4 protein-coding genes are annotated in these 5862 nt (G+C 73.6%); all 4 read left to right on the top strand.

Translation table 11 applies throughout. The annotated features are described in order from the left end of the window. Positions 1–2190, top strand: a 2190-nt coding sequence (locus JF597_RS49510; protein ID WP_294012596.1) for a SpoIID/LytB domain-containing protein, incomplete at its 5' end; no start/stop codon positions are given. A 2-nt stretch (positions 2191–2192) separates the two neighbouring features. Continuing rightward, the gene (locus JF597_RS49515; RefSeq protein WP_294012598.1) at positions 2193–3260 is read left to right on the top strand and encodes a glycosyltransferase family 1 protein; all 1068 of its coding nucleotides are present in this window, start codon (positions 2193–2195) and stop codon (positions 3258–3260) included. Between the two features lie 41 nt (positions 3261–3301). Further along, positions 3302–4438, top strand: a complete 1137-nt coding sequence (locus JF597_RS49520; protein ID WP_294012601.1) for a glycosyltransferase family 1 protein — start codon at positions 3302–3304, stop codon at positions 4436–4438. Positions 4439–4445: 7 nt separating this feature from the next. Next, positions 4446–5816: a glycosyltransferase family 2 protein gene (locus JF597_RS49525; RefSeq protein WP_294012604.1), complete on the top strand. Its 1371-nt coding sequence runs from the start codon at positions 4446–4448 to the stop codon at positions 5814–5816. The last annotated feature ends 46 nt before the right edge of the window (positions 5817–5862 follow it).

A 5862-nucleotide genomic window follows, 5' to 3' on the forward strand; every position in this document is an offset into this window, starting at 1 on the left:
TCCTCCTCCTGGGGCGCCTCGGCGCTGCAGGCGCAGGCGATCGCGGCCCGCTCCTACGCCGCCTGGAAGCGCGCCAACGCGCCGAGCACGCAGCCCTACGACATCTGCGACACGACGATGTGCCAGGTCTTCGGGGGCACCAACCAGTACTCGTCGGGCGGCACCAAGACCCCGCTCGAGGCCACCAGCACCACCAGTGCCGTGCAGGCGACCGCCGGCGTGATCCGCAGCTACGGCGGCAAGCCGATCTTCGCGGAGTTCTCGGCGAGCAACGGCGGCTGGAGCACCGACGGCGGCCTGCCGTACCTGATCGCGCAGCGCGACGACTGGGACGGCGTCACGGGCAGCTCCGTGCACTACTGGAAGGCCACCCTCACGACCGCGCAGCTGCAGACGGCTTTCCCGGCGGTCGGCACCCTGAAGCGGATGCGGATCACCGCCCGGGACGGCAACGGCGACTGGGGTGGCCGCGTCCAGACGGTCGTGCTCGAGGGCGTCAACGCGAGCGGTCAGGCCACCTCCGTCACCACCACCGGCGCCGGCGTCTACCACGCGCACCCGTGGCCCGGGGCCACCGACGGCCTGCGCTCCAGCTGGTGGCACGTCATCCCCGCCTACAGCACCGCCGTCATCAGCAGGACCGCGGCGCCGCGCCTCGTACGCAGCCCCGGCGTCAGCACCGGGACCATGACGGCCACCGTGAAGAACACCGGCACGAGCTCGTGGCCGGTGTCGGGCCTGTCGATGGTCGTCGCCTCGCCGGCGGGCGCGGCCGACCCGCTCGTCGGCGGCAGCACCCGTCCCGGGGTCTACAGCGGCTCGGCCACCTCCATCGCTCCTGGCCAGACCGCGACCTTCACGTTCTCGCTGACCGGCGACGGCGTGAGCCCGGGCTTCTACCAGCGCAGCTACAAGGTCCGACTGGGCACCGGTCAGGTCTTCGGCGCCTCCGCCGCCTTCAACGTCTACGTCGACGCACCGGTCTTCACCGGCGTCCCGGTGGGCGGCCCGACCGGCACCAAGACCTCCCCGGACGCGAACGCTCCTGGTCCGGTGCTCGCCGACGGCCGCAGCGTGGTCGTGCCGGTGACCGGCAGCACCCCGGTGCAGCTCACCGTGCGCAACACCGGCAACCTGAGCTGGCCGGCCGGGTCAGGCTCGCTGGTGCGGCTCGGCACCTCCGGTCCCCGGGACCGCGACAGCGCGTCGGTCGGCCCCTCGTGGGTCGCGGCGCACCGCGCCAGCACGCTGTCCGGCTCGTCACCGGTCGCCCCCGGCGGCAACGGCGTCTTCGACCTGACGCTCTACGGCAACGGCCGGCCGCTGGGCCTCACATCGGAGGCCTTCGAGCCGGTCTGGGAGGGGAAGCACTGGGTCGACGGCGCCCTCAGCTCCCTCAACGTGGTCCGGGTCGACCCGGCGGTGTCGCGCCTGGCCACCGTCGACACCGCACCGCCGGCGAAGGTGTCGATCAGCAACGCTCCGAACGGCACCGCCGTGCTCGTCGTGCGGATGCGCAACGTCGGTGGGTCGAGCTGGCCGGTGGGCTCCGAGGTGCTCGGCACCAGCCAGACGTCGCTGCGGACCTCCGCCTGGTCCTCCAGCACCCGGCCGCCGCCGCTGACCCGCAACGTCACCCGCCCGTCCGTGGCCGCGGTCTACCCCGGTGAGGTCGGCGAGTGGCAGATCCCGCTCTCGGGCTACCGGCACACGCCAGGCACCTACCCGCTCGCGCTGCAGCTGTTCGGGCCGGACGGCAAGGCGTACGGGCCCCGGCAGTCGCTGTCGGTCTCGGTGACGGCAGCGTCGTTCACCGGCTCGCTGGTCGGCACCAGCAGCGGCGTCCGGGTGCCCCGCAACGGCACCGCGTCGGCCTGGTTCGACGTGAAGAACACCGGCAACATCGCCTGGCCGGTCGGCGGACCGATCCGGTCCGCGGTGGTCGCCTCCAGCGGCTCGCCCTCGCACGCCAGCAGCTGGATCAACGCGATGCGGCCGGGGGCGCTGACCTCGAACCGCAGCCGGCCGGGCGCGACCACCGTGCGGCCCGGCGAGACGGCGCGCTTCGTGGTGGTGCTGGCCGGCAACGGTCGCGCGCCGCAGACCACGAGCGAGCTGTTCCAGGCCGGTTGGGAGACCTGGTCCCTGCTGCCCGGCAGCCGCGCGCGCCTCGCGTACTCGGTCGTCTAGCGGTGCGGCTGGGGGTCGTCCTCGAGCAGTGCCTCGCCCCCGTCCCGGGCGGCACCGGGCGCTACAGCCTCGAGCTCGCCCTCGCCCTGCACCGCACGGCGCCGCCCGGCTGGGAGCTGCTCGGCATGACCGCGCTGCACCGCAGGGCACGGCTGCCGGCGCTGCCCTTCCCGGTGCGTCAGCTGCCGCTGCCCCGGCGCGCGCTGGTCGTGGCCTGGGAGCGCGGCCACCGCCCGTCGGCCCGGGTCGACGTGCTGCACGCGCTCACCCCGCTGCACCCGCAGCGGAGCGGCACGCCGCTCGTCGTCACCGTGCACGACGCCGTTCCGTGGACGCACCCCGAGACCCTCACGCCGCGGGGCGCGGAGTGGCACCGCCGGATGGTCGGCCGGGCCGCCACCACCGCGGACCTGCTGGTCGTGCCCACGCAGGCGGTCGCGGACGAGCTCGCCCGGCACGTCGCTCTCCGGGAGGTGCTCGTCGTGGGGGAGGGCGTCTCGGCCGATCTCGCTCTGCCCTCCGACGCCGACCGCCGGGCGGCCGCGCTCGGGCTGCCGGAGCGGTTCCTGCTGACCGTCTCGACGCTGGAGCCGCGCAAGGGCCTGCGCCGGCTCGTGGAGGCGCTCGACGCCCTCGACGAGGACCTGCCGCTGCTCTGCGTCGGTCAGGCCGGCTGGGGTGACACGGGGGTGGCACCCGACCGGGTGCGGCTGCTCGGCCGGGTGCCGGACGCCGACCTCGCCGTCCTGCTGCGCCGGGCCACCGCGCTGGTCGTGCCGTCGCTCGACGAGGGCTTCGGGCTGCCGCTTCTGGAGGGGATGAGCCTCGGCACCCCGGTGCTCACCTCCGACGCGCCGGCCCTCGTCGAGGTCGCCGGAGGCGCCGCTCTCGCCGTGCCGCTGGCCGAGCTGGGCGAAGGCCTGCGGAGGATCACGAGCGACGAGTCGCTCCGCAGCCGGCTGCGCGAAGCCGGGCCGCGGCGAGCCGCGACCTACACCTGGGACGGAGCGGCGGAAACCCTGTGGCGCGCCTACGCCCGTCTCGGCGAGGACGGCCTGAGACAGGCGTAGGGTGAACGTGCCCCGCTAGACCGACCCGGAGGAGCACGCGCGTGAGCGACGTTGGACCTCGCGTCCTCGTCGACGCCACCGCCGTTCCGGCTGACCGCGGTGGTGTGGGTCGTTACGTCGACGGTCTGGTCACGGCTCTCGCCGAGGCCGGTGCGGACCTCGCGATCGCGTCGCAGCGCGCCGACGCCGAGCGCTACAGCCGGATGGCTCCGGAGGCCAAGGTGGTGGCCGGACCGGCCGCCATCGCGCACCGCCCGGCCCGGCTCGCCTGGGAGCAGACCGGCCTGCCGCTGGTCGCCCAGCAGGTCGGGGCCGAGGTCGTGCACTCACCGCACTACACGATGCCGCTGCGCGCCGGGCGTCCCGTGGTCGTGACCATCCACGACGCCACGTTCTTCACCGAGCCCGACCTGCACACCTCGGTCAAGGGCACCTTCTTCCGCTCCGCCACCCGCACGGCCCTGCGCCGGGCGGCGCGCTGCGTGGTCCCCTCGAAGGCGACGCGGGACGAGCTGATCCGCATCCTCGAGGCGGACGCGACGCTGCTCGACGTCGCCTACCACGGCGTCGACCAGCACACCTTCCACGTGCCTGCGGACGAGGAGAAGCAGCGGGTGCAGGCGCGCCTCGGGCTGGCAGGGCAGCCCTACATCGCGTTCCTCGGCATGCTCGAGCCGCGCAAGAACGTCCCCGGGCTCGTCCGCGGCTGGGTGAAGGCCTGCAACAACCGCGAGGACGCGCCGGCGCTCGTGCTGGCCGGCGGCACCGGCTGGGACGACACCATCGACCAGGCCATCAGCGAGGTGCCCTCGCACCTGCGCGTGCTGCGGCCCGGCTACCTGCGCTTCACCGACCTGCCTGGCTTCCTCGGCGGTGCGCTGATGGTGGCCTACCCCTCGCACGGCGAGGGCTTCGGCCTGCCGGTGCTCGAGGCGATGGCCTGCGGCGCGCCGGTCCTCACCACCCAGCGACTGTCGCTGCCGGAGGTCGGTGGCGACGCCGTCGCCTACACCGAGCCGGACCCCGACGCGATCGCCGTGGCCCTCACGTCGCTGCTCGACGACCCCGCCCGGCGCGCCTCGCTCGGCGAGGCCGGGCACCAGCGCTCGCTCGAGTTCACCTGGGCCGCCAGTGCCGAAGCCCACCTCGCGAGCTACGCGCGCGCCCTCTCCTCCTGAGCTGCCGGTGTCCGCTCCCGTCCGGGTCGTCGTCGTGACCTGGAACTCCGCCGACGTGCTGCCGTCGTTCCTGGCCACGCTGCCCGCGGCCACGACCTCGCCGTACGAGGTTGTGGTCGTCGACAACGCCTCCCCGGACCGGCCGCCGAAGGGCGACTTCCGGCTGGTCGAGAGCGGCGGCAACCTGGGCTACGGCAAGGCCGCCAACCTCGGCGCGTCCGGCTTCGCCGGTGACTGGCTGGTCGTCGCCAACCCCGACGTGGAGTGGTCGCCGGGTGCCCTCGACGAGCTGCTCGCGGCGGCCGGGCGGTGGCCGCGGGCCGGCAGCCTCGGCCCCGCCATCCGGACCCCGGACGGGCAGCTGTACCCGAGCGCCCGGGCCTTCCCGTCCCTGGGCCGCGGCATCGGGCACGCGCTGCTCGGGCCGTTCTGGCCGTCCAACCCCTGGACCCGCGCCTACCGCGCCGAGCAGGGCTCACCGGTGGAGGGCACCACCGGCTGGCTGTCCGGCTCCTGCCTGCTGCTGCGGCGCGAGGCCTGGGAGCAGGTGGCCGGCTTCGACCCGAAGTACTTCATGTACTGCGAGGACATGGACCTGTGCCGACGGCTGGCCGAGGCGGGCTGGCAGAACGTCTACGTGCCGAGCGCCGTCATCACCCACATCGGCGGCTCGTCGACCCGGGCGGTCTCCCGCGCCATGCTGCGCGAGCACCACCGGGCGCTCTACACCTACCTGTCCGAGCACTACCGGGGCGCGCGGTGGGCGCCGCTGCGCGCCCTCCTCGCCGTCGCCCTGGATCAAGGCGCGCTCGGCCTGGCTGAGATCAGGCGCCAGTGCGGCCAGCGACTCGGGGTTGTCCGGGTTGAAGGTGGCGCCCGATGGCTCGCCGGCCCTGTAGCCCGGTGTCGTGCCCTGGCTGACCGGGTTGACGGTCTTGTTGCGGCCCTTCCATGTCCACCAGCAGGGGCCGCCGTCTTCGAAAGGCACGCCGCCCTGGCCATCGAGAACGCTGGTCCAGTCTTCGCCGGTCAGCGCGATATTGTCCTGGCAGTAGGCATAGATCATCGACGCGAAGTTCAGGCAGTCGTTGCCCTGCCACCGGGTAAGCATCAGCTTGCCGTTTGTGCCGCAGTCGAAGTCACCGTACCTGGCGTAGTCGGCCGGCTGGTTGCTGAACCAGATGCGGGCGCCGGCCATCAGGTGAACGTGGACGTTGGACAACAGCACGATCGGGCCGGCGCAGAACCAGTTGCCGGACGGGATCACCACGCGGCCGCCACCGGCCTTGCTGCATGCGGCTATCGACCTGGCGAAGGCGTCGTGGCAGTCGAACGAGCCGGGCGCCTGCGTGTCGATCAGTGCCTGGTCGTCATGTGAAATGAAGGCCTGGACCTTCACCGATGAACAGTTGCGTGCGCCGAAT

This window comes from Streptomyces sp., assembly GCF_019510245.1.
Lineage (GTDB): Bacteria > Actinomycetota > Actinomycetes > Streptomycetales > Streptomycetaceae > Streptomyces.